The organism is Bacillus sp. L75 (assembly GCF_003676355.1).
Taxonomy (GTDB): domain Bacteria; phylum Bacillota; class Bacilli; order Bacillales; family Bacillaceae; genus Bacillus; species Bacillus velezensis.
On the sequence record NZ_ML064904.1, the window covers coordinates 210,249 to 235,572 of the forward strand.

Sequence of the window (25,324 nt, forward strand, 5' to 3'; positions counted from 1 at the left end):
CATTACGGAGCTGGATTTCCGACTGCATCGCAACAAAAAAATCTCCCGTTCCGTCCGGGAGATCATTTCACATTTTTCGGATCAAGCGCATCACGCAGCCCGTCTCCGACAAAGTTAAAGCACAATACGGTAAGAAGAATCAACAACCCTGGGAATAACGGGTACCACCAAGCCTGAATCATAAGCGTAAAGTTCTGTGCATCCTGAAGCATATTGCCCCAACTTGCGATCGGCGGCTGAATCCCGAAACCGAGATAACTTAATGTAGATTCCGCCAAAATAACCGTTCCCACCTTTAATGTGGCTGAGACAATAATCGGTCCGAGCGCATTCGGCAATATATGAGAAAAGATGATGTGATGATTTTTTGTACCGATCGTCTTTGCAGCTAATACAAACTCTCTGGAACGAAGCGATAAAAACTCCCCTCGGACAAGACGTGCCGTTGTTGTCCAGCCTGTAAGGGAGAAAATTAAAATTAATTTATCCATTCCGGGCTGGAAAATCGTAACAAGTGTAATAAGCAAAAATATATCAGGTATGGATAATACGATATCAACGGTTCTCATGAGAACGGCATCGACAATCCCTTTAAAATATCCGGCAACGGCTCCGACAACTGTCCCGATTGTAATCGCGCCGATCACAGAAGCGAATCCGACAAGCAAGGAGACGCGCGCCCCGTACAGAACCCTCGTAAAGATGTCTCTTCCGAATTTATCAGTTCCCATTAGATGTTTTAAGCTCGGCGGCTTCAAACGATTGATAAGAGATTGACTCTCCGGAGAGTAAGGAGCGATTACCGAAGCGAATAAGGCTGACAAGATGATGATGGTTAATATAACGGCTCCGATTACAGCTAGTTTATTTTGAAAGAACTTTTCGAAAAAAATCTTCGTCATTGTTTCCGGTTTGGATTGAATATTTTCCTTTAATTTTACTTCGCTGGGGGGTGTGCCGGTATTTGGCTGTAACATTTGACCTCTCACCTCTCTTTGTTAATATTCAATGCGGGGATCAACCAGCGCATATAAGATGTCCGCAATTAAATTCCCCACCACAACCAAAACAGCTGAAATGACCGTCATGGCCATGATAACCGGATAATCCCGCGAAAAGGCTGAATCAATAAACAATTTACCGAGACCCGGCCAAGTAAAAATCTGTTCTACCACTACCGCTCCCCCGATAAATGACGGTATCATCAGACCAAAAATAGTGATGACAGGAAGAAGTCCGTTTCTCAAACCGTGTTTAAAAATTACTTTATTATCTCGGAATCCTTTCGCACGCGCCGTTCGTATATAATCCTGTTTTAACACATCAAGCATACTGGATCTTGTGTATCTCGTTATCCCTGCCATGTCTGCCGTAGCGAGCACAAAAGCAGGCAGAATCAAGTGATGCAATCGGTCAAATATGTTAAAGTCAGCATTCAAAGTGCTTACTCCGCCAGTGGGAAACCACCCCAGATTTACAGATAAAACCATGATTAAAATCAAACCGAACCAAAAATTCGGAATGGCAAGCCCTAAAAATGAAGTAACAGTTATCCCGTAATCCAATTTTGAATAAGGACGTTTCGCTGACAGAACACCAAATGGAATAGAAATAAGAAGAGCGACAAGGGTTGAGAAAAGCATAAGCACAATCGTATTCGGTAAGCGGGATAAGATAAGTTCAGAAACCGGAGTGCCTTTCTTGACGATAGAAGTCCCGAAATCCCCTTGCAGCATATTCCCCAGCCATTTCACATATTGAACAGGTTCCGGATCATTCAACCCGTATTTTTCAATGAATTTCGCCCTGTCCGCTTGACTGATTGTAGGGTCCATCATAAGTGACATCGGGTCTCCCGGCGCTGCTTTCATGATGGCAAACGACAAAATTGTAATGCCTAAGAGAATCGGCAAGGACATTAATGTTCGCCGTAAAATATATGTAACCATGTTCTTGTCCCCTTTTTAAATAGGATAAGAGAGGAAAGGAACCTCCTTCCCTCTCCAGGGCTTTTGCTATTTTTGATCCAGCCACCATTTTTCAATATTGTACAAGTCATTTTTAGGGTGGAATACATAACCTTGTAAATTATTCGGCATCGCTCTGTGGTAATTGTAATAGAATAAGAAGCTGTACGGCTGATCTTCAGCAATCAATTTGTATATCTCTTCATACTTCTTTTGGTATTCTTTTCTGTCTGTAATTGTCTTCGCTTCTTCAAGCAGCTTATCGACTTTCGGGTTTTTATACCAGATATTATTCAGCCCGTTTTTCGATTGGCTTGAATGGAAGATAGAGAATTGATCCGGGAACGTTGCAAGACTCCATCCGAGAAGAAGAGCGTCATAATCCCAATTAGGGGCACTTGTCTGTTCGATTAACGCACTGAATTCAACAATTCGCGGTTTAGCCTCGATTCCCACTTCTTTTAATTGCTGCTGAACGACAACAGCTAAATCTTCACGAATTTTATTGCCTTGATTCGTTTTAATTTCAAATGAGAATTTTTTTCCGTCTTTATCAAGGTAGCCGTCACCGTCATGGTCTTCCCATCCGGCTTCTTTTAGCAGCTGCTTTGCTTTTTTCGGATTATAATCAAATGTCGGCACTTTAGACTTCGGATAATTCCATGACAGCGGACTCTCAGGAACATCCGCTACCTTACCGTCTCCGTTCAGCACTTGATCCACCATTGCCTGCCTGTCAAGAGCGTAAGTCAATGCCTGACGCACTTTTTTGTCTTTAAAGATCTCTTTTTTCTCATTCCAGCCGATATAGCTGTAGTTTAAACCAAGGTCAGATTTGACCTTCACATTTCCAAACGTTTTAACCGTATCAAAATCTGTGCCCGGCACAACGAAGAAATCAATATCCCCCGCTTTTAACTGAGCCACGGCCGCGTTAGAATCAGGTATTGTTTTTACTGTCACTGTATCAAGGTAAGGTCTGCCGCCAAAGTAATCATCATTTGCTTCCAGTTTGACATACTCGCCCTTTTTCCACTCAACAAACTTAAACGGACCGGAACCGATTGGATTTTTACGGTTAAATTCATTCTCTCCCAGATCTGCAACCGGGACCTTACCCAATATATGTTTAGGCAAAATGCCGTAACTGTCGAGAACGACATTATAGAAATAGGCATCTTTTTTCTTCATTTTAAACTGAATTTCATATTTTCCTTTTTTCGTTACGGATTTAAGGGACTCAAAACCCGAGCCACGCTCACCGTTGTAATCTTTGTTAAGAGGGATGCTGTAGGTGAAAACAACATCATCGGCCGTCAGCTCTTTTCCATCATGGAATTTAACGCCTTTTTTCAGTTTTACATCATACGTTAATCCCCCGTCAGCTTCTGTTACTTTTTCAGCCAGCGACGGCTTGACGTTTAATTTCTCATCAGTTTCCAATAATGTGCTGTAAAGCATTCCTTCAATATCAGAACTTGCAACATCAGTAGAATAAAGTGGATTAAAAAGTGTGGGTTCCCCGGTTGACCCGACAACCAAATCTCCGCCTTTTTGCGGTTTTCCTGCCGGTTTGGATTCGGTGCTTGTGGATTTTGAGCCGGAGCAGGCTGACAGGAAGATGGCAAACGCCATAAAAACACTTAGCATCATCAGTGCGCTTTTACGTAATTTCATATCAATTCCCCCTTTGTGATATATATGCAGCAAACTGGTTATGTAATCCGGCATACCCCCTCTCGATGCTTGTCATTTCAGGCATATAAATGGCAAGCGACGTAATGGCCGGGAGCGGCTTCTTCAAATGCCGGGATTTGTTCCTTGCAGATCGGTTTGGCCATCGGGCACCGCGTGTGGAACACGCAGCCTTTCGGCGGGTTTGCCGGGCTTGGCAGTTCTCCTTTCAGGATGATTCGTTCCCGCTTGACGGCGTCTTTTTTTCTCGTGACGGGCACTGAAGACAAAAGCGCTTGCGTATAAGGGTGAAGCGGATTGCCGTACAGCTCGTGTTTATCGGTCAGCTCCATCATTTTTCCCAGATACATGACGCCGACTCTGTCGCTGATATGGCGGACAACACTCAAATCATGAGAAATAAACAAATAGGTCAGGTTGAATTCATCCTGCAGTTCTTCCATCAGATTGATGACCTGGGCCTGAATGGAGACATCGAGTGCGGAAACGGGTTCATCCGCAATAATCAGCTCGGGATTCAACGTCAGAGCCCGCGCAATCCCGATCCGCTGGCGCTGCCCTCCGGAAAATTCGTGCGGATAGCGGTTTGCAAAGCTCGGATGAAGGCCGACTTTCGCCAGCAGCTCCTCCACTCGCTCGTTCCGCTCGCTCATGCTGTACATATGGTGAGTCTGGAACGGCTCTTTAATAATGGAACGCAGCGTTTTCCTCGGGTTAAGGGATGCGAAGGGATCTTGGAAGACCATCTGGATGTTTTTGCGGACGCTTTTTCTCAGCTTTTCTTCAGATAAGCCGGAGATATCCTGACCCTTAAAAAGAATCCGGCCGTCTGTCGGCTTGTATAAACGGATCATCGTCCTTCCCGCCGTTGATTTGCCGCATCCTGATTCACCGACGATGCCGAGCGTCTCCCCGCGCTTCAGTGAAAAAGAAACACCGTCAACAGCCTTTATATCACCGACTTTCCTTTGAAAAAAACCGGAGCGGATCGGGAAATATTTTTTTACGTCTTTCAGCTCTAAAATCGTTTCTTGGCCTGCAGCTGTCATTTTGATTGGGCACCCTCTTCCTCATATAAAAAACATCTTACAGAACGGCCGCTTTCATGCGTTATCAGCTCCGGCTGCCCTGTTTTACATTTGTCCATCGCTTTTGAACACCTCGGGGCAAATCGGCAGCCTTCCGGAAGATTATCCGGTGTCGGGACACTGCCTTTGATCGCTTTTAATGTATCAATCTCTCCATCTATCACCGGTATGGAGTTTAACAGCCCCTCGGTATACGGATGAAGAGGGTTTAAAAATAAGTCCTCCACACTCGCGCTCTCTACGACTTGTCCGCAGTACATCACGATCACCCTGTCGGCGGCTTCGGAAACCACACCTAAATCGTGAGTGATCAGCAGAATGGAAGTATCGAATTTTTTGCAGAGGTCTTTCATCAGCTCCAATACTTGGGCTTGTATCGTCACATCAAGCGCCGTCGTCGGCTCATCAGCGATCAGAAGCTTCGGATTGCAGCTGAGCGCAATGGCGATCATCACCCTCTGTCTCATCCCTCCGGAAAGACGGTGCGGATATTCTTTCATTACTTGTTCCGCTCTGGAGAATCCGACGAGTTCCAGAAGCTCAACGGCTTTTTTAGCCGCTTCTTTTTTATTCATTTTTTTATGGTATTCAAGCACTTCGGTAATTTGTTCGCCGATGGTCAGCACCGGATTCAGGGAAGTCATGGGCTCCTGAAAGATCATAGAGACGTCATTTCCGCGGATTTTGCAATATTCGTTTTCGGTGAAGGAGGCCAGGTCCCTGCCTTCAAGCTTAATCGAGCCGTCCATAATTTTTCCGCCCGAGCCTTGGACAAGTCCCATAATAGAAAGCGAGGTGATGCTTTTGCCCGAGCCGGATTCTCCTACAAGAGCGACGGTTTCGCCTTTGTTAATGTGAAAATCAACCCCGTCGACTGCGGGGATCGGCTGTTTCTTTCTGAAAAAATAGGTCTTTAAATTATTCACTTCTAATAGTGTGCTCATGATACGCCCCTTTCTCATTCCGCTGAAGCAGAGGGAAACATACGTTTCGCTATCACAAAATATAGAATAGTCGAAAAATTTTATAGTTGTATATTATTACATCATTATTACAAAAGCAAGAATTTTTTAGGATAAATGTAATATCCTTAAATAATTTCCATTCTTTTAATCTATTAAAGCGTTGCCTCCAGAAAGGTTTTTGAAGGGATGGCCAATGCTTCTTTTACTGTTTTTTGATGGCCGGTTAAATATTTTTTTACTATATTGAATCCGACGGCATAGCCGAGCATTGAGGGGAAGTATCCTTTTCCGTATAACAGCTGGGAAAACATTCTGCTGTCTCTCGTTAAGCGGAGGTTCGGCTTGACTCTTTTTTCAAACAGAAAATCAAGCTGCTCAGGCGTATAGTAGGACGTCCATTCCGCCGTAAGACTTGAGCCGAACCGCTCATATACAGCATATTCTGCCAGCCCCTCCATCATGATTGTATCAAGAAATGTCTCGTCTTTTTCGTCCTTTGTCACATGTTCTAACCGGCAGACGTGATTATATTCATGTGTCATAAGGGCGGATACAGCTGAATTGGAACTATCCGACGATAGAAAGAGGAACATTTTGTCCCGAAAGGCCAGACCGGATTTTGATCCGAATTCCTGACGGATTTTCCGGTTTCGTTCATCGACGGGCAAAACTACGATCGGCACGTCCGGCCCGTTCCACTTCTCCTTTAAATAAGCTTCCTCCTTTTGAATATGGCTGTAGCATCCTTTTTCTTTCAGCCGTTTACTGGTCCTAACGCCGTCCTTCAAATGGCGGAACATGCCGTGGTTTTGCAGCATCCCGAGTATCGGCTTCCACTCTTTCTTATCGGCCCCTGCAAAAAGCGGCAAAAGATGCGGGGCCAGATCATTTACGGATGCCGCCTTTTCCATCCATTGATATGTCTGCTTGACGCTCATACCGGTTCGCCTCCTCTTGTTGTTATCATATGCACACACAAAAAAACCGGCCACCTTTTTCAGGCAGCCGGTCAAAACTGTATTATTGATATTTTTTAAAGATCAAAGTGGCATTATGTCCGCCGAAGCCGAGCGAGTTGCTGAGAACGATGTTGACATCCTGCTCGCGCGCTTTGTCCGGTACATAATCTAAATCACACTCTTCATCAGGTGTTTCGATGTTAATCGTCGGCGGGATAATGCTGTCTTTAATGGCCATGACGGAGAAGATTGCTTCAATTCCTCCGGCAGCGCCTAACAAATGACCCGTCATTGATTTTGTCGAACTGACGGCGAGCTTGTACGCATGATCACCGAAAACGGTCTTAATGGCTTTTGTCTCGTATTTATCATTGTAGTACGTGCTTGTGCCGTGAGCGTTGATGTAATCAATTTCTTCAGGCTTGATGCCCGCATCTTTGATTGCTTCCTGCATCGCTCTCGCACCGCCTTCCCCGTCTTGGGCAGGCGCGGTAATGTGATAGGCATCACCCGTTGAGCCGTAGCCGACAATTTCCCCGTAGATTTTCGCACCGCGGGCAAGGGCATGCTCAAGCTCTTCAAGCACGACGATCCCCGCGCCTTCTCCCATGACAAAGCCGTCACGGTTTTTATCAAACGGGCGGCTTGCCGTTTTCGGATCAGGATTTGTAGAAAGGGCTTTGTTTGCGCTGAAGCCCGCAAATGACATTCTTGTCAGCGGCGCTTCCGTTCCGCCCGTAATCATCGCATCGGCATCGCCGCGCTGAATGACTTTAAACGCGTCACCGATAGAGTTCGTTCCCGTCGCACATGCCGTCACCGTACAGGAGTTGACTCCTTTTGCTCCGAGAGCGATTGAGATTTGGCCTGTCGCCATATCCGGAATCATCATCGGAACAAAGAACGGGCTGACTCTTCTCGGCCCTTTTGTCAGGAAGATTTCGAATTGGGATTCAAGCGTTTCAAGACCGCCGATTCCGGACCCGACCCAAACGCCGACTCTCGGCGCGATCTCGTCTGTGATGTTCAGACCGGCATCTTGAACTGCCATTTTCGCGGCTACGACAGCGTATTGCGTGAAGCGGTCCATTTTTCGCGATTCTTTTTTATCCATGTAATTTTCAATATTGAAATCTTTCAGTTCAGCAGCTACTTTCGCCGGATACTCGTCCGATTCCACACGTGTGATCGGTCCGATTCCGGATACGCCGCCGATTGCATTTTTCCAGCTTGTTTCGGCGTCGTTTCCAAGCGGAGACAGGGCTCCAAGCCCTGTAACGACTACTCTTTTTTTACTCATCTTGTGTGCACCTCACCTTTTTTTATCGTCCCCAGCGTATTGCTATGGCGCCCCATGTCAATCCTCCGCCGAAACCGACCATGACGATGACGTCGCCGTCTTTAATTTTGCCTGCTTCCAGTTCCTCTACTAATGAAATCGGAATGGATGCTGCGGATGTGTTTCCATATTTATGGACTGTTTTAGACATCTTTTCAACCGGAAGCTCCAAACGTTCCCGTGCCGCTTCCATGATGCGGATGTTTGCCTGATGCGGAATCAAAAAGTCTACGTCCTCTTTGGAGAGGCCGGCTTTTTCAATGACATTTACACTCGATTCACCCATTTGCCGGACGGCGAATTTGAATACTTCTCTTCCATGCATGATTGTATGCCCTTTTTCATCTAAGTACAAGTGCTGACCGCCTGTACCGTCTGCTCCGAGCTCAAATGACAGTATGCCTCTGTCGTCGCTGACCGGTCCGATGACCGCCGCTCCGGCTCCGTCTCCGAACAGCACAGCCGTATTGCGGTCGTCCCAGTCGGTAATGCTTGAGAGCTTTTCCACGCCGACCACGAGGACATGTTTGTATGTTTGCGATTCAATGAATTGTTTGGCGGTTACGATACCGTACATAAAACCCGCACATGCGGCGCTGATATCCATCGCGCACGCTTTTTTGGCCCCGAGCTTCTCTTGTATCATACAGGAAACGGTGGGGAAAGACTGGTCAGGAGTAACCGTCGCCACGAGGATCATATCAAGCTCCTCAGCGGAAATGCCGGCCTGATCAAGCGCTTTTTGCGCAGCCTCAGCGGCCATGCCGGATGAATACATATCTTCCGCGGCGATTCTTCTTTCTTCTATACCTGTTCTCGTACGAATCCACTCGTCCGATGTATCTACCATTTGTTCAAGATCATGATTTGTCAGCACTTTTTCCGGGATGTAACGGCCGACGCCAAGAATTCCAGCTTTCATTGGAAAGACTCCTTTTTTATAATGAATTTAAAACTAATTAGTTATGATCAATTATTAGTATCAGGTACTAATTCTACCCTATTTTTTTTCTGTTGGCAATATATTCGTCTAAACTATCGGACGCTGCTCCTCATAGAATAAAAGGAAGACGAAAGGAGGCTTCACTATGGATATTTTCTCCAAAATGATGTTCGGCGATTCCAGAGACCGGGATAAAGAACCGGAAGAAAACCCGGAGCAGCCTCAGGCTGAAAACGAAGAAGAGATCGATTACAACCACGTGATGAATCAGCTGGGGTCCATCATGAACTCTCTGGATCAATTAAAGCCTGTATTTAAAGACTTCGCGCCGATGGTGTCCGCTATAAAGAAAAAAATCATGTGAAAAGCCACTTCATGAAAAGTGGCTCTCTTTATTTATTCAGCTCCCCGGCATCAGATCTGCCAAGCTCATACGCTTCCGCCATGACCGATGTAAACAGGTCCATAAACGGCTGAATCATTTCCAAAGACAGATCTATGCCGGATTTCTCAAGCTCCGCCTTTGCTTCCGGCAGGTATTTCATCGCGATCTGCATAAATTCAAGAGACTTTTCATGCTGCATGTGTATCCACCTCTATTCATTTGACGGCAGTTCATTTGTTCGGTTATACGTTTTGACAAGGTCTGAGATTTTGTCTTGAAATGCTTTGTCCACCAGAGGGCTGAACGTCCCCATTTCAACGACTCCTTCCCTGAAATCAAAGTTGTGATCTCCGCTCTTGAGCGTACCTTTATTATATTGCTCGGCAATTAATGTATAGGCTTTATCTACGTTTTGCACCGTGCTTGTCAGCACCGTGTTTTTGCCGAGATTCGATTGCTCGGCGACATAGCCGATGGCGTAAAGCCCGTCTTTTTTGATTTGCTGAATGACAGGAACATTATACCCGTCTCCGGCCGGATATACAACATCCGTGCCTTCCGCTTTTAACTTCTCGTAAAGATGCAGCGCTTCATTGCCGTTATCCCAGTGGTCCGTAAATTCAGTATTGACGGTGATATCAGGCTTTTCATATTTCGCCCCTTTGATAAAGCCGTCTACTTCAGGCTGCCACAAAAAGGAGGCGATGACGCCGACCTCATTGGTTTTTGACATATGGGCGGCTGTCATTCCCCCGAAAAAACCCATTGCTTCTCCCATAAGATGAACGCTTGTGACATTATCGCTTTTCGCCGTTCCGTTTGCGACGACGAATTCCATGTCGGGATAATCCTTGCTGATCATATTGAAGATTTCCTCGTATTCATTTCCGTGCCCGTATAAAAGATTGACTCCTTTTTTATGAAAATCATCTATCGCTTTTAAAATATCTTCATCGGATCTGATATTTTCTTTATAATAAACGTCAACGTTAAATTCAGATTGTATCGCTAATAAACCTTTGTAACCTTTTGTGCCCCATACTAAGTCACTGATAGTATCGGGAAAAAGCATTCCGACCTTCTCAATTTTTCCTTTAAACGGAGTTTGTGCGCATCCGCTCAATAAAAGGAGGACAGAAAAGATCATGACAAGCCTGGTGATCAAGCCATGTTCAACCCCTTTTCAAACTCATAACATGTATAATTGATATACGTTTATTGTAGCGGTAATGCACATAACATGGAAGGTATTTCTTAAAAAATGTCGAATATTGATGAAAATTGTCTTTTCCATTCTTTAATTTTTTCTTCCGCTTCCGTTTTTTGCGTTTTTTCTTTTATTTCCAGGGTAATAATCTGATTTTCGTCTTCTGTGCCGTATGCCTCAAGCTGATTCATCAGCCCGCAGACTGCGTCTTCTAAAAAGATCCTGCTTTCGCCATCTTCTTTTGCTTCTGTCCACGGACCGTAAAGGGGAGGAAGGATAATCGCTTTTGCCGTATCCCGCTGACCGTTTTTTTCCCAGTCTCCGTGATCCTCACTGTAAACAATCCAATATAAAGGCTCAGCCCTTTCTTCAGGCAGACACCCGCTCCCGTATTGAACGCAGATACGATCGTATTCCTTTTCACCGATTTCATCTATTATTTGAAAAAGCCCGTTTCTCGCGAGCCACATTAAACGTTCTTCTAAATACAGCTGCCTCGTTTTGTCCTCCGGTTCTGCCAAAATGACATCAACATGCACACCCTCATCCATCAACCGTTCGCACAATGAAAGGCCGAGAAATTCATCTGCTCCAATGATCAGCGCTGTCTTCATCACATCTGCCGCCTTTCCGGTTTTTCATTCGCACACAAGCCAAACAGCCCTCTGAAAAGAGATGGCTGTTGTATTCTATTCATTACAGGTCTTTTTCATGACTGCGGAAAAACCGGCAGATGGCTCTGTACATACGCGCAGGGTTCTCAAGCAGGTGATACGTGATATCAGTCTTGCTTCCGGTCTTTTCCCGGGCTTCTTTATACGCATTCGCATGCAGGGTGTACGGGTACGGCGCTCCGGTCGTTCTTTGCCATATATGTACCGGCACGCGGGTGCGGCAGCCGGTAATGGTCTGATAGCTCAGTGAGCTTGCCTCTTTTTCAGAAACACCGAAGCTCTGTGCCGTTTCCCTCAGAAACTGCTTATAAAAAAACTTATTTTCTTTCTCTGATTCAAAATGGGCTTGAAGGTCAAGACAAGGATCTAACATTGCGGCTGAACGGATATGCTCCGCTGAAGACTGCAGCAATTGATCGGCGATAAGGGCGCCCATGCCTTCTGCGAGCAAGTGTATTTTCGGATTGAGGATTTCTTGTTTCAGCACATAATGAATCAGCTGTCTGGCGTAAAGGACGGCTTTTTCCGAACCCCAATGCCGTCCGTATAAATTGCTGTTAAAAATGGTGTATCCTCTGTCAAGCATCGTATTTAACAGCTGGTTTCTCCCTTCATGTTCGAGCCAAAAGCTTGAGTCCCGGCTGACAAAGTGGGTTCTGTCCCCCAGAATAAAGATACAGAAGCCATTCGGCCGATACGGCAGATGGATGACGTTCAGCTCAGATCCGAATTGGAAAAATCTTTCCGTAATCCCCATGCCTGCCCGCCTCCTTTTACTCCTAATCTCTCTATTGGCTATCATATGTAAGAAGAATGAAAACGGATCGGATAAACTCCTATTTGCTGCTATGTTTTGGCTATTATCCCGAGCACAGGAACCGAATTTTCCATCAGACGGCCGGACAGGCGGGCAAATGTCAGTTTCAGGCGCGCTTTTTGATGAGAAAATGACCTTCCGCCCGCGCTTTATGTATGGTATGATACAACGTAGAATAAAATGAAGGACGAGGTGGAAACGTGCGGTTTATTATCGGTTTTATTTGGACGTTCCTTTTAACACATATGGCCTGTTATTTGGTCGCCTCCATGAACAGCGCGGCGTACAATTTCAAGCAATCATCCGTTATTGCCGTGGTTATTGCGGTGCTAGTCTTTGTTCTTGCGGAGATCATGCCTGTCAAACAGGATGCAAGCCAGCATTAAATAAAAAAACCTGCTATTCAGCAGGTTTTTTTGTGTTCACGGTTTTCGTTGATACGTCCACAATCTGTTGTGGTTTGAAGTTTCAGGGAACATTTCCCCCACCGTAAGCTTGATTTTTTGCGGGTTTTTGACCATGCTTCCCGTTTCGCCGATTTCAACGTACACACCGTTATTCGGCGCTTTTTGTCCCGGGCGGAATTGATGCTGCTGTCCCACGTCATTTCCTCCTTTTTCTTTTTTATGTAGTATGCGCTTGTATGCGGAGAAATATCAAAAACCGCTGAATGAGATTCAGCGGTTTTTTTGTTCATCCTGTTTGTAAAGAAGAGCTTTCAGGAGCGCTTTTTGCGCGTGAAGCCGGTTTTCCGCCTGCTGAAATACCGCAGAGTTCGGACCGTCGATAATCTCGGACGTGACCTCTTCTTCCCGATGCGCGGGCAGGCAATGCAAAAATGTATAGTCGGGTTTTGCGAGACTGACGAGTGAGGCGTTGACTTGATACGGGGCAAACACATTCAGCCGCTGCTGCGTCTCTTCCTCCTGCCCCATGCTCGTGAAGACGTCGGAGTAAATCACATCTGCATCCCGCACCGCTTCCTGCGGATTTTCGGTAAGGGTGATTTTCGCTCCGGAAACAGCCGCCGCTTCTTTCGCGGCATTCACCGCCTCTTCCTCTACTTCATAGCCTTTCGGCGAAGCAATCGCAATGTCACAGCCCATTTTTGCGCAGCCGATCATAAGTGAATGCGCCACATTATTTCCGTCACCGATATAGGCGGCTTTTACTCCTTTCAGTTTTCCTTTTATTTCTTGTATCGTTAACAGATCCGCGAGTGCCTGACACGGGTGATACCGGTCGGTCAGCCCGTTTATGACGGGAATGTCTGCATGCTCGGCAAGCTCTTCGACTTTTTCATGCTCAAAGGTGCGGATCATAATGGCATCAACGAAGCCGGACAGCACCTTCGCCGTATCCGCGACCGTCTCCCCCCGCCCAAGCTGCAGGTCGCTGCTTGAAAGAAATAGTCCCGTTCCCCCGAGCTGGGCCATTCCCGCTTCAAAAGACACACGTGTGCGGGTTGAAGATTTTTCAAAAATCATCGCCAATGTTTTCCCTTGGAAAATCGGCTGTATCGGATGTTGTTTTAATAATGAAGCTTCTGTCAGAAGCGCTTTGATGTCTGACGGGCTGACATCTTTTAAGGAAAGAAAATCTTTGCCGTACAAATGGGTTAATGTGTGTTCCGCTTTTATTGTGTGCATGATGCCACTTCCTTTTGATAAAGATCTTTGAGCGATACAGGCTTAGGTTTGCCGGAGCCGCTTGCTAAAAATGCCTTTACGGTTTCCGGTTCAGTAAAGACCGTCACACCGTGCGTCATGGCTTCAATCCGTTGTTTACGCGCTTCTTCAGAGTGATTGAAATTGATATGGACCGCTTTATCCTTTCGCTCTGCCCATGCCGGGAACGCATCTTTGCATACGGTAAATCCCGCCTCTTGAGCCTGACGTTCCAATTCCGCATCACAGCCTTCCAGATAGATGCTGCCTTTTTTCACCCAGACGTGCGCGTAGATTTTTTTCAGGGCGCTTTCTGCGTCAAACGCGACACACATGCCTTCTCCGGTCGACTTCATTTCCGGCCCGGGCTTTACGTCCACATCCTGAATGGCGTGCGAAGAAAAAACCGGGAATTTCACTGCCGTTCCGTGCTGATTTTGAACCTCGGGCTTGATGTCTTTAAGGGAAGCGCCGGCCAGCAATCTGGCGGCAAGCGGGATCATCGGCACCCCCATCACCTTAGACACGACAGGAACCGTGCGGCTTGCCCGCGGATTCACTTCAAGAACGAGAATATCCCCTTTGTCATCAATGACAAACTGAATGTTCATGATGCCTTTAAAAGCCAGTTTTACCGCGATTTTTTCGGCGGCCTCTCTTATATTCCGCTGCATATCAGGTGTGACAGACGGACCCGGAAGAATCGCAAAACTGTCGCCCGAATGGACGCCGGCGCGTTCAATGTGCTCTGTGTAAGTCGGCACGAATACTTCATGTCCGTCGGAAATCAGATCGATCTCCAATTCTTTTCCTGTAATGTACTGATCGATCAAAATCGGATACGGCATGCCCGCTTCATTTTCCAGCAGTTCTGACATTTGCGCTTCTGAATCAACGATGATCATGCCCATCCCACCGATGACATAAGACGGACGGATCAGCACGGGGTAGCCGATTCGGCTTGCTTTTTCCGTTGCTTCTTCTTTTGAATAAGCGGTTTCGCCTTTGGCATGTTTCAGGTCAAGGTCATCAAGCAGCTGATAAAACAGATCCCGATCCTCCAGCGCATCAAGGGTTTCAAAGGATGTTCCGAGCAGCGGAATGCCCGCTTTTTCCAGCGGTTCAGCGGCATTGATCGCGGTCTGCCCCCCAAACTGGACGATGGCAAAATCAATGTTTTCATGTTCCGCCACGTTCAAAATATGTTCTGTCGTCAGCGGTTCAAAATAAAGCCGGTCAGCGATTTCATAATCCGTGCTTACTGTTTCCGGATTGTTATTGATCATAATCGTTTCATACCCCAGCTTTTGCAGGGTCAGAACGCCGTGGACGGCACTGTAATCAAATTCCACTCCCTGACCGATGCGGATCGGGCCTGAGCCGATGATGAGGGCGCGTTTTTTCTCTTTTCGGCTGATATCTCCGTCGCTTTCCCCGAGGTAGGTGGAGTAGAAATAATTCGTCTTGGCATCAAATTCAGCGGCGCATGTATCTACGATTTTAAACGACGGGACGATGCCTGATTTCTTTCTGAGAGCACGGATGTCTTCTTCCGTTTTTCCCGTGAGAGATGCGATCATGACATCCGTGAAGCCTTTTACCTTCGCCTGCTTTAAAAGCGGCATTGACAGATGATCCCCTTCTTCCATCAGCTTGTTTTCCAATGTGATGATATTTCGGAATACATGGAGAAAAAACGGGTCAATTTTCGTTTTGGCATGGATGTCTTCTATCGTTTCACCGCGGCTTAACAGTTCCATGACGACGAAAAATCTCCGGTCATCCGGCGTTACCGCTAATTCCCACAGCTGATTGATCGTACAGCCGCCGAGTTCAGGCAGGCGGGTGCCGATCGTTTTCAGCTCAAGGGAGGCCGCCGCTTTTTGAATGGCCGCTTCCATATTTCTTTCAATCGCCATGACCTCTCCCGTCGCTTTCATCTTCGTTCCGAGCGTGCGGTCGGCATGTTTAAATTTATCAAACGGCCAGCGCGGGAATTTGACGATGACATAATCAAGCGCCGGTTCAAAGCTTGCATAAGTAGAGCCCGTCAGCGGATTTTTCAGTTCATCAAGCGTATAGCCGACGGCAAGTTTCGCCGCCATTTTGGCAATCGGATAGCCGGTCGCTTTTGACGCGAGAGCTGAAGAGCGGCTGACACGCGGGTTCACTTCAATGACATAGTACTGTTTGCTGAACGGATCCAGCGCAAATTGAATGTTGCAGCCGCCGACCACATCCAGCGCCGAAATAATCGCCAGGCTTGCTGAACGCAGCATCTGATATTCTTCATCCGTTAACGTCTGGGACGGTGCGACGACAATGGAGTCCCCTGTATGCACGCCGACGGGATCGATGTTTTCCATATTACAGACGGTGATGCATGTATGATTGCTGTCGCGCATGACCTCATATTCGATTTCTTTAAAACCGGCGATGCTTTTTTCGACGAGGCATTGGCTGATCGGGCTTGCTAACAGCGCCTGTTTAATAAGCGTCTGAAACGCTTCTTTCGTTTTCGCGATTCCGCCTCCCTTTCCGCCTAACGTGTACGCCGGTCTCAGAATGACCGGCAATCCGATAGACTCAGCGAAACGGAGGGCGTCTTCTTCGTTGTCGACGATTTCGCTTTCCGGAACGGGCTGATCGAGCTCTTTCATCAGGGCGCGGAACTGCTCCCGGTCTTCGCCTTTTTGAATGGTTTCCACCGATGTTCCCAAAAGCTTGACGTGATGCTTCTTCAGCACGCCTGCTTCTTCAAGCTTAACGGCTAAATTCAATGCCGTCTGGCCGCCCAAATTGGCAAGCAGACCGTCCGGTTTTTCTTTTTCAATAATGGCCTCGATGCTGTCGGTTGTGAGCGGTTCAAAATATATTTCATCGGCAAACGCCTCATCCGTCATAATCGTTGCCGGGTTGTTGTTGACTAGAATAACGCGGTATCCTTCTTCTTTCAGAGCCATGCAGCCCTGCGTTCCTGAATAATCAAATTCTGCCGCCTGGCCGATGATGATCGGGCCGGAGCCGATGACTAATATGCTGGAAATGGTTGTATCTTTAGGCATGAGCGATTTCTCTCCTTGCTGGTATCACTTTCTCTAGAAATTCATCAAATATCCACTCGCTCTCAGCCGGTCCGGGATGAGCTTCAGGGTGGAACTGGACGCTTAATACGGGAAGGCGCTTATGAATGAGCCCTTCCACTGATGTATCATTGACATGATGAAATCTGATGGACAGCTCGTTTTCGTCAATTGATGCTTCATCAACGACATAGCTGTGGTTCTGGCTTGTCATAAACACCCGTTTCGTTTTCCGGTCAATGACGGGATGGTTGGCACCCCTGTGGCCGAACGGCAGCTTATACGTATTTCCTCCGAAAGCCAGGGCAATCAGCTGATGCCCGAGGCAAATGCCGAGTGCGGGGAAATCACTGAGTAATGATGTAATCCGGTTCATGTACGGCGCAATCGCTTTCGGGTCGCCCGGGCCGTTTGAGAGCACGATTCCGTCAGGCTGAATGTCGTAAACAGCGTTCATCTGCTGATACGGAATGACCGTTACTTTACAGCCGCGCTTTACAAGTGACGAGGCGATTGATTTTTTATAACCGAAATCAATCAGCGCAATATGCCGGTCTCCATTCCCCATTGACGTGATGTCTTCAGACTGCGCCAGCTCCGCCGGGTTTTCTGTTCCGGATGCTGCCGGAATTTCTCCTGTTGTTGACACGGCAGCGTTCATCGTGCCGCCGGAGCGGATGGTTTTGACGACGGCCCGTGTGTCCACTTCGGTTAAGAGCGGGATGTTCCATTTATTTAAATACTCTCTCAAGCTTGAGACTGCTTCATGGTGAGAAAAATGTTCACACGCTTCATAGACGGCAACAGCCTTGACTTGAGGAATCTTACTTTCAAGGTCTTTTTCATTAATTCCGTAGTTTCCGATCAGCGGATACGTAAAGACGACGATCTGACCCTTATATGACGGGTCTGTAAGCACTTCCTGATAACCCGTCATTCCGGTGAAAAAAACCGCTTCGCCAACACAGCGGGCTTCTTTTTCAAGTTCACCGCCGAATGATGTTCCGTCTTCCAATACTAAATAGCCTTTCATCTAAAGCCCACCTCTTGATGAATAATTAATTAAAAATATGAATTTTTATACTTTTATATCGAAAAAAAATTACCGTTTCACTGCCGAATGCGCTTCGATCGCTGCCTTAAGCATACTGACGGCCGACAGCATTTCTTCTTCAGAAACCGTAAGCGGCGGGAGCAGCCTGATGACATTCGGTCCGGCCGGAAGCACGAGAAGCCCGCGTTCCTGCAGATCTCCGATGATGCCGGACACGGGACCTGCGCATTCAATGCCGATTAATAACCCTTTTCCGCGGATTTCTTTTACAAAAGGCCCTGTCAGTTCACGGTTCAGCTGCGCTTTTAAAAATGATCCTTTGTCTGCCGCCGCCTGGAGAAAGTCCGGCTGAAACACAATGTCCAAGGTTGCTTTCACAGCTGCCATGGCAAGCTTATTGCCGCCGAAAGTCGTACCATGCGTACCCGGCGTAAAGGCGTCGCCAAGCTTCTTTTTGCCGATCACGGCTCCGACGGGAAAACCGTTTCCAAGCCCTTTCGCAGCAGTGATGATGTCCGGCGAGATGCCGAAATGCTCATAGCCGAATGCCTTGCCCGTCCGGCCGATTCCGGTTTGAATCTCGTCTGCGATAAGCAGCGCCTGTTTGTCTTTGCAAAATGTCTGTAAGGCTTCGATGAATTCCGGATCGGCGGGATTGACTCCCCCTTCTCCCTGCACCGTCTCAAGCATGACGGCGGCGATATCATCCTCTTTTGAAAGCGTGCTGAATGCCGACGGATCATTGAATGGAAGATAGTGAAAGCCTTGAAGCATCGGTCCGAAACCGGTCTTGATTTTGTCTTGTCCGGTGGCGGCCATCCCCGCATAGGTCCGCCCGTGAAAGGATTGATGAAATGTTACAATTTTTGTCTTTCCCGTTGCTTTACGGGCAAGCTTAATGGCGCCTTCATTCGCTTCGGCCCCGCTGTTGCAGAAGAAAACGAGATCCCCCGCGCTATGTTCGGCAAGCTTTGCCGCGGCTTTTTCCTGAAGATCATTTTCAAACAGATTGGAAACGTGCCATACGCTGTCAAGCTGTTCTTTCACCGCTTCTGTGACCTCATCATGACAATGGCCGAGATTGGAAACGGCGATGCCCTGAATAAAATCGAGATACGTTTTTCCGTTTTCATCCTCTGCAATTGTCCCTTTCGCTTTTTTGATATCGATGGGCCAGCGGCTGTAGGTTTGAAATAGACTGCTCATGACACGCTCTCCTTTTCTTTGACAATTTTTGTTCCTTGGAAGGCTTGATCGGTGAAAAACGCTCCTTTTCCGTTTACGATCATCACTTCCTCGACATCTTCACTCAGTGCCGATAATGCCGAGTTTACCTTCGGAATCATCCCTCCTGAAATCACGCCGTCATCTATGAGGGCCTGAATCTCTTGCGGCGTCAAAGTATCCAGCCTGCTCTCTCCGTCCATAATTCCTTCGACATCCGTGACAAATAAAAGTTTGTCGGCGTGTAAGGCTGAAGCGACGGCCGATGCCGCGGCGTCTGCGTTGACGTTCAGCGTTTCGAAATCACTTGTCATGGAAAGCGGAGCGATAACGGGAATGATGCCTTCTTTCATTAATGCGTGAATGATTGACGGATCGGTTTTTTGTATTTCGCCGACTTCTCCGTATTTGTCTTGATTAAGATAGGATGCTTGAAGGAGACCGCCGTCCTTTCCTGATATTCCCGCGGCTTTCAGCCCGTTTTTCGCGAGTTCGGTTACGAAAAATTTATTGATCGTCCCTGACAAGACCATTTCCGCTGTTTCCAGCACCGGTTTGGTCGTTTTCCGCTGTCCATCGACAAATTCCGTTTCAATCTGCAATGTTTTCAGCATTTTTGAAATGTCCGGGCCGCCTCCATGGACGACGGCAATGTTCCAGCCCGATTGCATCAGCTCTTTTACATTTTGAAAAAAATCGGCGGATAACTCGCGGATCACGCTTCCGCCGCACTTAAAAACGATCGTTTTCTTCATGCCGCTCCCCTTTGTTATGTGCGATAGCTCGCATTGATTTTAATATAATCATAGGTTAAGTCACAGCCCCATGCCCGGCCGCTGCCGGAGCCTTCCTGCAGGCGGACTGAAATCGTAATCTCATCACCTGATAAGTACTCCTTGGCATCAGTTTCCGAAAACGGCTGAGGTTCGTTGTGTTTAAACAGACACTGGCCGCCGAGGAAAACTTCCACTTGTTCGGCCGTTACGCTTGCCGCACTGTGCCCGATTGCGCCGATGATGCGCCCCCAGTTGGCGTCTGTGCCGTAAACGGCGGTCTTCACAAGGCTTGAGCCGACGATTTTTTTGGCGATAATATTCGCCTCAAGGTTGTTTTTCGCGCCTTCGACTCTGGCTTCAATTAATTTCGTCGCTCCTTCACCGTCTCTGGCTATATCTTTGGCAAGGTCTTCGCATACAAGCTTTAATCCCTTTTTAAAAGCCGGCCAGTCAGGGTGCTGATCCGTCAGGCAATCATTCCCCGCGCAGCCGTTTGCCATCACAAGCACCATGTCATTCGTCGATGTTTCTCCGTCAACGGTGATTTGGTTAAATGAAACATCCGTAATCTCTCTGAGCGCGTTTTTGAGCGCCTGTTCTTCCACGGCCGCGTCCGTTGTGACAAAGCCGAGCATTGTCGCCATGTTGGGGTGGATCATGCCGGAGCCTTTCGCCGCTCCGCCGATCGTGATGATGTCTCCGCCGATCACCAGTTCATAACACGTCTGTTTCGTCACTGTATCCGTCGTCAAAATGGCTTCTTCAAATGCTCCGGACACGGACGGCGCTTGACCGAGCTGTTCAATGCCCGCTTGAATTTTTTTCATATCTAAAAGCTCGCCGATCACCCCGGTTGACGAAACCGCAACAAGCTCCGGCTCAATGCCGAGCTGGCTCGCGAAGCCGTCCCGCATTTCATAGGCGTCCTTTAATCCTTGGTCTCCCGTACAGGCGTTGGCAATCGCGCTGTTGACGATAACCGCCTGAAGCATACCCTCTTTTTTCAGGCTGGCTTGCGTCACTTTCAGCGGTGCTGCCTGAAAATGGCTCTGCGTATATACCGCTGCACTGACTGCAGGCGCTTCGCTGATAATCGCTCCGAGATCTTTTTTTGAATAGCGCAGACCGCAATGCACGCCCTTTGCCTCAAACCCTTTCGGCGAGGATACGCCGCCTTTTATTTTCGTGATTTCCTCACTCAGCTGAATCATATTTTTGAATCCCTCTTTCGTTCTATGGATAGACTGGCGTCATCGTAAGTCCCGTTTCTTCCTGCCAGCCATTCATGATATTTAAATTTTGAACCGCCTGCCCTGCGGCGCCTTTCATCAGATTATCTATGACAGAAACGATGGTGGCACGGTTTGTTCTTTCATCCACGGTGACACTGATATCACAAAAATTGCTGCCGTATACCTCTTTCGTCGCCGGAAATTCACCTTCCGGCCTGATTCTGACAAAATATGAATCTTTGTAGAATTCGGAATACAATTCTCTTACCTGTGCAGCAGACATACCCGGAGGAGCCTCCGTATACATCGTCGCCATAATGCCCCTTGTCATCGGCGCCAAATGTGCGGAAAACGTGATCGGGCCTGTGCCGGGCTGCCAAGCCGCTAATTGCTGTTCAATTTCCGGAGTATGCTGATGCTCATTAACCTTATAAATTTTGAAATTATCATTCAGCTCAGAATAATGAGTGCCCATGGATGCTTTTCGGCCGGCGCCGGATACGCCCGTTTTCGCATCAACAATCAGAAATGAATCTTGTAAAAGCTTATTCTTCGCCAGCGGGGCGAGCCCGAGCAGCACAGCCGTCGGAAAACATCCCGGATTGGCAATCAGCTTTGCAGTCTGAATCTCTTCTTTTTGCAGTTCAGCTAAACCGTAAACCGCGCTTTGAATCGTTCCTTTCGGAGCGGCCTTCCGCTTATACCACTTTTCATACACGGCCGGGTTTTGAATCCGCAGATCGCCGGATAGATCAATGACCGGGATACCCGCCTCCGCCAGCTTGGGCGACCACTCTCCGGAAACGCCGGGCGGCGCGGCTATGAAAATGACATCAATTTCGTTTCGGATCGTTTCTATATGAAGCGGCCGAAGTGATTGTGACGCTATATTCCTCAAATGCGGATATGAAGCGGCATATTCTTTTCCTTCGTCGCTCGATGAATATAATATACAATATTCTGCATAAGGGTGATGGTTAAGAATCCTGACAAGTTCGGCGCCTCCATAACCAGTCGCGCCTATAATACCTATTTTCAACGGGTTCACCTTCTTGGTTTTTGTGAAATTATTTAACATTATAACATGAATAAAAATTAATTCAATTGTATATTTAATATTTTTTCATTCATTTTCCATCTGTTTTCGCTGACAAAAAACCCCCTCTCGATCGAGGGGGGGCATAAGAAAAACAGGCTGATCGGATCAGCCTGTTTTTTTCAGCATCATCAGCCCGCTTATAAAAAACAGCACGGAGCTGGCGTAAAAGATAATATAAACCGTAAAGAAATCAGCGAGAAACCCGCCGAGAATAATGGCGGCAGCTGAAAATACGGCCGTCCAGAAATGATAGCTGCCGACTTTTTTTCCCCGCTCCCCGCCGTCGGTGTAATCGGCGATCATGATTTTCTCGCCGTGTTTTTGCATCGCGCCGAACAGGCCCAAAAGCACCGGCACAACATAAACCTGGTGTACGCCGGTAATGTGCGGGAGCGTCAGAAGAAGCACCGCCATCCCCCACGAATTTGCCATAAGGAACCAGCGGGAATCCAGTCTTGCCGACAGCCGGCCGAGCAGCGGATGAATCAATGCGCCGCTCAGGCCGAACAAGCCGTATGAGAGACCGAATTGCGTGTAGCTGGAACCGATGTTTTTAATAAATAAAATATAAAACGGAAAGATCAGGCTGCCGGCAAAAAAGACACTGCTCTGTGACAGGATCAGCCATTTTAAATGGTTGTGTTTCATGATTTGTACCTCTGATAAAAATAATTCATAAACAAGTCATCCGGATCATATTTGTGTTTTTTCTGAAAGAACATATCGCTTTTCGGATATGCCTCGCGCATCTGCTCTTTCGTTTGATACAGCATATACGGGAGATAATAACTGCCGCGGTGGCGCAATGCCGTATCCGTCATTTTTCTGACAATCCGCGCAGCACTTGCCTGGCTGTCTGTTGAAAACCCTTCATTGATTAAAAGAACGAGTGAAAACATGTCTTCCTTTGCGTATGACAGATCGGCTTTTTCATTTTTTTGCACGTAGCGGATCGTAATATTTACGAGATTGAGATCTTCATGTGACAGCGTCTTGCGTAAATCATGAATGTACGGCGCAAATTCGCCGACGGGCACGAAGTATTCTTGTAGCACATCGGTGTTGTCCGTGTTTTCATATTCCAAAAATTTCGATTCTGACCGCATGACATTGTTCCTGGAGACTTTCACGCCGTTTTGGCTGAGAAAATAAGACTGCTGGGTTGACCAGAACCAATTTCTGCCCCAGTCATACCGGCGGGAGAGGCCGAGCGCGAATTTCGTCAGCGCCGGATGCTCATCTTCTTTCAGTTCATTGTGCCGCTTTAATTCTTTCTGATTGTCTGAGAGTGTGTAATCAGTCACATACATATCGTGCAAAAAGCCTTTATCCCCTGTTGCGATCCGCGCGAGATGCATGCGCACGGCGGGGTTGCGCCGAACATGCTGCGTAAAATATTGACTGTATGTATCAGCGTTCATGCGTTTCGTTTTCATTTCATAAAGCTCATCATCCGTCAGCTCAATATCCGCGTCCAGGATGACGCCGAACAGGCCGTAGCCGCCGATGACGGCTGAAAACAGGTCATCTTTCGGAGTAACGGTGATGACTTTGCCGTCCGCCTTTAAAAGATGAAACGATTTGACCGTATCAATCAGCGAACCGTACCGGATATCCCGGCCGTGGGCGTTGGCGCTCAGTGAGCCGCCGATCGTAAAAATGTTTTGCGATTGCATGACTTTTACCGCGAGCCCGTACGGATTGACATAGCGCTGAATATCATTCCACGTCGCTCCCGCCTGCACCCTGATGATTTTTTTCTTTCGGTCGAGACCGAGTATTTTGTTGTAGCCCGTCATGTCGAGAACGATACCGTCTTCATAATACGTCTGGCCGCCCATTGAGTGCTGGGCGCCTGCGATTGAGATCTTCAGATGCTTTCTCTTTGCTTCCTTAATCGTTTCGACCAATGTTTCTTTCTCTTTTCCTTTGACCGTCTGCTTAATTTTCACGGGCATGAGACGGCTGACATCCGTCATTGTCCCTGCCTGCTGCTCCGGCTCTTTGTGAAAAGCGGAAACAGCGAACAGCGCCGTATAAACAAGAATGCTAAGGATAATGAGAAGTAATTTTTTCTTCATGGATTCCTCCCTCGCATGCAGCCGGTCTATTATATCATGCCTCACGTCCGTTTTTTTCCTTTTTAACCCGATACAGGAAAACACCGGGCATAAAAATCCACAGAAATCCTTAAAATGATTTTTTAGTCAGTATATAATCGATATATATGCAGATGTATTACCAAAGGGATTGTTTAAAACAAACATGTTAAACGAGGTGGGGAAAATAAACATAAAAGGAATCAATCATCTTCTTTTTTCTGTTTCAAATTTGGAAAAATCTATAGAATTTTATGAAAAAGTATTTCATGCACAGCTCCTGGTTAAAGGACAAAAGACAGCATATTTTGATCTGAACGGGCTTTGGCTTGCACTTAACTTAGAGGCGGATATACCAAGAAATGAAATACATAAATCTTATACGCATATGGCCTTTACAATTGACCCAAAAGATTTTGATGCAATACATCAAAGGCTAAAAAATCTAAATGTAAGTATATTAAATGGGCGTCCTAGGGATAAGCAAGATCAAAAGTCAATTTATTTTACTGATCCCGATGGACATAAATTTGAATTCCACACAGGTACACTCCAAGACAGACTGTCCTATTACAAAAAAGATAAACCTCATATGAAATTTTATATTTAAAGGTTTGTTTGCGATCCAAAACAAACCCTCACTGTCGCTTATTCGCGTTGATTTTTTCCTTGTAAATGCAGACAAAAGAAAAGCACCTCCAAACTTTAGGATGTACCTAAAATCCGAGGTGCATTTTCTTATTACTGAATCCCTAATGCGATTTTTGCGTAGCGTGACATTTTGTCTCTTGTCCACGGCGGATTCCAGACGATGTGGACCTCCGTCTCTTTTACATCCGGAATGTCGGCGAGCGCTTTTTTCACCTCGTCGACGATGATCGGAGCGAGCGGGCACCCCATTGATGTCAGTGTCATCGTAACGTGCGTCAGGCCGTCGTCATCCATATCAACGTCGTATACAAGGCCGAGATTGACGATATCGACGCCGAGCTCAGGGTCAACAACCTGCTCCAAGGCGCCCATGATGTTTTCTTTTAATGCTTCTTCCACG

26 protein-coding genes are annotated in these 25,324 nt (G+C 47.1%); 3 read left to right on the top strand and 23 right to left on the bottom strand.

Annotated features, from left to right (window positions below; all coding sequences use genetic code 11):
- Positions 1–62: 62 nt before the first annotated feature.
- The 8 genes from opp4C to D5S11_RS09765 form a co-directional block, all read right to left on the bottom strand.
- Positions 63–977 (bottom strand): oligopeptide ABC transporter permease, encoded by a 915-nt coding sequence (gene opp4C / locus D5S11_RS09730; protein ID WP_007409117.1) that lies wholly within the window; start codon positions 975–977, stop codon positions 63–65.
- A 21-nt stretch (positions 978–998) separates the two neighbouring features.
- A complete protein-coding gene (locus D5S11_RS09735; protein WP_003155051.1) occupies positions 999–1,949 on the bottom strand; it encodes an ABC transporter permease in 951 nt (316 codons plus the stop codon).
- Positions 1,950–2,015: 66 nt separating this feature from the next.
- Positions 2,016–3,644, bottom strand: coding sequence for a peptide-binding protein (locus D5S11_RS09740; protein WP_007409118.1), 1,629 nt, complete (start codon positions 3,642–3,644; stop codon positions 2,016–2,018).
- Between the two features lie 77 nt (positions 3,645–3,721).
- A complete protein-coding gene (locus tag D5S11_RS09745) occupies positions 3,722–4,711 on the bottom strand; it encodes an ABC transporter ATP-binding protein (protein ID WP_003155053.1) in 990 nt (329 codons plus the stop codon).
- Positions 4,708–5,694, bottom strand: a complete 987-nt coding sequence (locus tag D5S11_RS09750) for an ABC transporter ATP-binding protein (RefSeq protein ID WP_007409119.1) — start codon at positions 5,692–5,694, stop codon at positions 4,708–4,710. Before D5S11_RS09750 ends, D5S11_RS09745 begins: the two co-directional genes overlap by 4 nt.
- Before the next feature lie 173 nt (positions 5,695–5,867).
- On the bottom strand, positions 5,868–6,653 hold the full coding sequence (locus D5S11_RS09755) for a DUF2268 domain-containing putative Zn-dependent protease (RefSeq protein ID WP_020955630.1): 786 nt from the start codon (positions 6,651–6,653) through the stop codon (positions 5,868–5,870).
- Positions 6,654–6,735: 82 nt separating this feature from the next.
- Positions 6,736–7,974 (bottom strand): beta-ketoacyl-ACP synthase II, encoded by a 1,239-nt coding sequence (gene fabF, locus D5S11_RS09760; protein WP_108725050.1) that lies wholly within the window; start codon positions 7,972–7,974, stop codon positions 6,736–6,738.
- A gap of 22 nt (positions 7,975–7,996) precedes the next feature.
- Positions 7,997–8,935: a beta-ketoacyl-ACP synthase III gene (locus D5S11_RS09765; RefSeq protein WP_007409122.1), complete on the bottom strand. Its 939-nt coding sequence runs from the start codon at positions 8,933–8,935 to the stop codon at positions 7,997–7,999.
- A gap of 166 nt (positions 8,936–9,101) precedes the next feature.
- On the opposite strand from D5S11_RS09765, the gene D5S11_RS09770 reads away from it, so the two are divergent.
- Positions 9,102–9,320 (top strand): hypothetical protein, encoded by a 219-nt coding sequence (locus tag D5S11_RS09770; protein WP_007409123.1) that lies wholly within the window; start codon positions 9,102–9,104, stop codon positions 9,318–9,320.
- A 28-nt stretch (positions 9,321–9,348) separates the two neighbouring features.
- Here D5S11_RS09770 and D5S11_RS09775 read toward each other — a convergent pair whose 3' ends face one another.
- The 4 genes from D5S11_RS09775 to D5S11_RS09790 form a co-directional block, all read right to left on the bottom strand.
- Entirely contained in the window at positions 9,349–9,540 is a 192-nt protein-coding gene (locus D5S11_RS09775) for a ComZ family protein (protein ID WP_007409124.1), read from the bottom strand.
- 12 nt (positions 9,541–9,552) lie between these two features.
- A complete protein-coding gene (locus D5S11_RS09780; RefSeq protein WP_007409125.1) occupies positions 9,553–10,506 on the bottom strand; it encodes a BMP family ABC transporter substrate-binding protein in 954 nt (317 codons plus the stop codon).
- Between the two features lie 89 nt (positions 10,507–10,595).
- Complete coding sequence (locus D5S11_RS09785) at positions 10,596–11,162, bottom strand: Rossmann-fold NAD(P)-binding domain-containing protein (RefSeq protein WP_007409126.1); 567 nt, start codon at positions 11,160–11,162, stop codon at positions 10,596–10,598.
- An 82-nt stretch (positions 11,163–11,244) separates the two neighbouring features.
- Complete coding sequence (locus D5S11_RS09790; RefSeq protein ID WP_007409127.1) at positions 11,245–11,979, bottom strand: hypothetical protein; 735 nt, start codon at positions 11,977–11,979, stop codon at positions 11,245–11,247.
- Positions 11,980–12,239: 260 nt separating this feature from the next.
- Between D5S11_RS09790 and D5S11_RS09800 the strand changes: the two genes are divergently transcribed.
- Positions 12,240–12,425 (top strand): YjzD family protein, encoded by a 186-nt coding sequence (locus tag D5S11_RS09800; RefSeq protein WP_007409129.1) that lies wholly within the window; start codon positions 12,240–12,242, stop codon positions 12,423–12,425.
- 36 nt (positions 12,426–12,461) lie between these two features.
- Here D5S11_RS09800 and D5S11_RS09805 read toward each other — a convergent pair whose 3' ends face one another.
- From D5S11_RS09805 to D5S11_RS09850, 10 genes are all read right to left on the bottom strand, one after another.
- A complete protein-coding gene (locus tag D5S11_RS09805; protein WP_003155070.1) occupies positions 12,462–12,641 on the bottom strand; it encodes a YjzC family protein in 180 nt (59 codons plus the stop codon).
- A gap of 75 nt (positions 12,642–12,716) precedes the next feature.
- Positions 12,717–13,688 (bottom strand): ornithine carbamoyltransferase, encoded by a 972-nt coding sequence (argF, locus tag D5S11_RS09810; RefSeq protein ID WP_007409130.1) that lies wholly within the window; start codon positions 13,686–13,688, stop codon positions 12,717–12,719.
- Positions 13,676–16,771 (bottom strand): carbamoyl-phosphate synthase (glutamine-hydrolyzing) large subunit, encoded by a 3,096-nt coding sequence (locus D5S11_RS09815; protein ID WP_108725051.1) that lies wholly within the window; start codon positions 16,769–16,771, stop codon positions 13,676–13,678. The genes argF and D5S11_RS09815 overlap by 13 nt, the downstream gene beginning before the upstream one ends.
- A complete protein-coding gene (locus D5S11_RS09820) occupies positions 16,764–17,822 on the bottom strand; it encodes a carbamoyl phosphate synthase small subunit (RefSeq protein WP_007409132.1) in 1,059 nt (352 codons plus the stop codon). The genes D5S11_RS09815 and D5S11_RS09820 overlap by 8 nt, the downstream gene beginning before the upstream one ends.
- Positions 17,823–17,891: 69 nt before the next feature.
- Positions 17,892–19,049, bottom strand: coding sequence for an acetylornithine transaminase (locus D5S11_RS09825; RefSeq protein WP_007409133.1), 1,158 nt, complete (start codon positions 19,047–19,049; stop codon positions 17,892–17,894).
- Complete coding sequence (argB, locus tag D5S11_RS09830; protein ID WP_007409134.1) at positions 19,046–19,822, bottom strand: acetylglutamate kinase; 777 nt, start codon at positions 19,820–19,822, stop codon at positions 19,046–19,048. Before argB ends, D5S11_RS09825 begins: the two co-directional genes overlap by 4 nt.
- A gap of 14 nt (positions 19,823–19,836) precedes the next feature.
- Complete coding sequence (gene argJ, locus D5S11_RS09835; RefSeq protein WP_039062882.1) at positions 19,837–21,054, bottom strand: bifunctional ornithine acetyltransferase/N-acetylglutamate synthase; 1,218 nt, start codon at positions 21,052–21,054, stop codon at positions 19,837–19,839.
- A 22-nt stretch (positions 21,055–21,076) separates the two neighbouring features.
- Positions 21,077–22,114: an N-acetyl-gamma-glutamyl-phosphate reductase gene (argC, locus tag D5S11_RS09840; RefSeq protein ID WP_108725052.1), complete on the bottom strand. Its 1,038-nt coding sequence runs from the start codon at positions 22,112–22,114 to the stop codon at positions 21,077–21,079.
- A 165-nt stretch (positions 22,115–22,279) separates the two neighbouring features.
- The gene (locus D5S11_RS09845) at positions 22,280–22,822 is read right to left on the bottom strand and encodes an MFS transporter (RefSeq protein WP_108725053.1); all 543 of its coding nucleotides are present in this window, start codon (positions 22,820–22,822) and stop codon (positions 22,280–22,282) included.
- A complete protein-coding gene (locus D5S11_RS09850) occupies positions 22,819–24,255 on the bottom strand; it encodes an FAD-binding oxidoreductase (RefSeq protein ID WP_108725054.1) in 1,437 nt (478 codons plus the stop codon). Before D5S11_RS09850 ends, D5S11_RS09845 begins: the two co-directional genes overlap by 4 nt.
- A gap of 184 nt (positions 24,256–24,439) precedes the next feature.
- Between D5S11_RS09850 and fosM the strand changes: the two genes are divergently transcribed.
- Positions 24,440–24,883 carry a FosM family fosfomycin resistance protein gene (gene fosM / locus D5S11_RS09855; RefSeq protein WP_080130442.1) on the top strand — a complete coding sequence of 148 codons (444 nt, stop codon included), beginning with the start codon at positions 24,440–24,442 and terminating at the stop codon, positions 24,881–24,883.
- Between the two features lie 131 nt (positions 24,884–25,014).
- Here the strand turns inward: fosM and D5S11_RS09860 are convergent, their stop codons facing one another.
- Positions 25,015–25,323 (bottom strand): metal-sulfur cluster assembly factor, encoded by a 309-nt coding sequence (locus D5S11_RS09860; RefSeq protein WP_003155088.1) that lies wholly within the window; start codon positions 25,321–25,323, stop codon positions 25,015–25,017.
- Between the last annotated feature and the right edge of the window lies 1 nt (position 25,324).

Excerpts from the sequence above, each read along its gene's own strand:
- opp4C (WP_007409117.1), bottom strand. The coding sequence starts at position 977 with ATGTTACAGCCAAATACCGGCACACCCCCCAGCGAAGTAAAATTAAAG.
- D5S11_RS09735 (WP_003155051.1), bottom strand. The coding sequence starts at position 1,949 with ATGGTTACATATATTTTACGGCGAACATTAATGTCCTTGCCGATTCTC.
- D5S11_RS09740 (WP_007409118.1), bottom strand. The coding sequence starts at position 3,644 with ATGAAATTACGTAAAAGCGCACTGATGATGCTAAGTGTTTTTATGGCG.
- D5S11_RS09745 (WP_003155053.1), bottom strand. The coding sequence starts at position 4,711 with ATGACAGCTGCAGGCCAAGAAACGATTTTAGAGCTGAAAGACGTAAAA.
- D5S11_RS09750 (WP_007409119.1), bottom strand. The coding sequence starts at position 5,694 with ATGAGCACACTATTAGAAGTGAATAATTTAAAGACCTATTTTTTCAGA.
- D5S11_RS09755 (WP_020955630.1), bottom strand. The coding sequence starts at position 6,653 with ATGAGCGTCAAGCAGACATATCAATGGATGGAAAAGGCGGCATCCGTA.
- fabF (WP_108725050.1), bottom strand. The coding sequence starts at position 7,974 with ATGAGTAAAAAAAGAGTAGTCGTTACAGGGCTTGGAGCCCTGTCTCCG.
- D5S11_RS09765 (WP_007409122.1), bottom strand. The coding sequence starts at position 8,935 with ATGAAAGCTGGAATTCTTGGCGTCGGCCGTTACATCCCGGAAAAAGTG.
- D5S11_RS09770 (WP_007409123.1), top strand. The coding sequence starts at position 9,102 with ATGGATATTTTCTCCAAAATGATGTTCGGCGATTCCAGAGACCGGGAT.
- D5S11_RS09775 (WP_007409124.1), bottom strand. The coding sequence starts at position 9,540 with ATGCAGCATGAAAAGTCTCTTGAATTTATGCAGATCGCGATGAAATAC.
- D5S11_RS09785 (WP_007409126.1), bottom strand. The coding sequence starts at position 11,162 with ATGAAGACAGCGCTGATCATTGGAGCAGATGAATTTCTCGGCCTTTCA.
- D5S11_RS09790 (WP_007409127.1), bottom strand. The coding sequence starts at position 11,979 with ATGGGGATTACGGAAAGATTTTTCCAATTCGGATCTGAGCTGAACGTC.
- argF (WP_007409130.1), bottom strand. The coding sequence starts at position 13,688 with ATGCACACAATAAAAGCGGAACACACATTAACCCATTTGTACGGCAAA.
- D5S11_RS09815 (WP_108725051.1), bottom strand. The coding sequence starts at position 16,771 with ATGCCTAAAGATACAACCATTTCCAGCATATTAGTCATCGGCTCCGGC.
- D5S11_RS09820 (WP_007409132.1), bottom strand. The coding sequence starts at position 17,822 with ATGAAAGGCTATTTAGTATTGGAAGACGGAACATCATTCGGCGGTGAA.
- D5S11_RS09825 (WP_007409133.1), bottom strand. The coding sequence starts at position 19,049 with ATGAGCAGTCTATTTCAAACCTACAGCCGCTGGCCCATCGATATCAAA.
- argB (WP_007409134.1), bottom strand. The coding sequence starts at position 19,822 with ATGAAGAAAACGATCGTTTTTAAGTGCGGCGGAAGCGTGATCCGCGAG.
- argJ (WP_039062882.1), bottom strand. The coding sequence starts at position 21,054 with ATGATTCAGCTGAGTGAGGAAATCACGAAAATAAAAGGCGGCGTATCC.
- D5S11_RS09845 (WP_108725053.1), bottom strand. The coding sequence starts at position 22,822 with ATGAAACACAACCATTTAAAATGGCTGATCCTGTCACAGAGCAGTGTC.
- D5S11_RS09850 (WP_108725054.1), bottom strand. The coding sequence starts at position 24,255 with ATGAAGAAAAAATTACTTCTCATTATCCTTAGCATTCTTGTTTATACG.
- fosM (WP_080130442.1), top strand. The coding sequence starts at position 24,440 with ATGTTAAACGAGGTGGGGAAAATAAACATAAAAGGAATCAATCATCTT.